We start from the raw sequence: 480 nt of genomic DNA on the forward strand, positions 1-480 counted from the left end.
CGACGCCGCTTCACCGGGGGACTTCTGTGACCCAAGTCGGATGCAACACCTCTCGCAGCCGCTGTTTCTGCTCGGGCATGGTGTCGAAGATCCACGGGCGGGCATCCACGGTGACGAGGAGTACCTGTACGTGGTCGCCATTCCGGAGTACTCGCTTGAGCAGGTCGAGCCGCCAACGTGGAAAGTCGCCGTGAGCGAGCCGTGCGGGTTCCCGCGGTGGGACAGCCAGACGGACGCGGCGTTCAGCGCGGCGACGTGGCAGTTCGAGGGATCGCTCAGTGCGGGGTCCCGACAGTTCGTCGACGGCAGCTGAGGACTCTCCGACGACCTCAGTTGGCCGTCTCCACTGTTGTTTTGTCTTGGTGGGCGGTGCGACGGTCTTCCCGCTGACTGTCTTGGAAGGCCCCTCGCGGAACGATGTTCACGTGGTGAGTCGTGAGCGGCCACCGTTCGGTGGTGCGCGTATCACTTACTCAATTC

General features: G+C 64.0%; 1 pseudogene. It reads left to right on the forward strand.

Annotated features, from left to right (window positions below):
* A pseudogene (locus tag DVK07_RS21425) lies at positions 1-313 on the forward strand (hypothetical protein); the annotation flags it as partial.
* Between the last annotated feature and the right edge of the window lie 167 nt (positions 314-480).

Source organism: Halorubrum sp. Atlit-26R, assembly GCF_003666015.1.
Lineage (GTDB): Archaea > Halobacteriota > Halobacteria > Halobacteriales > Haloferacaceae > Halorubrum.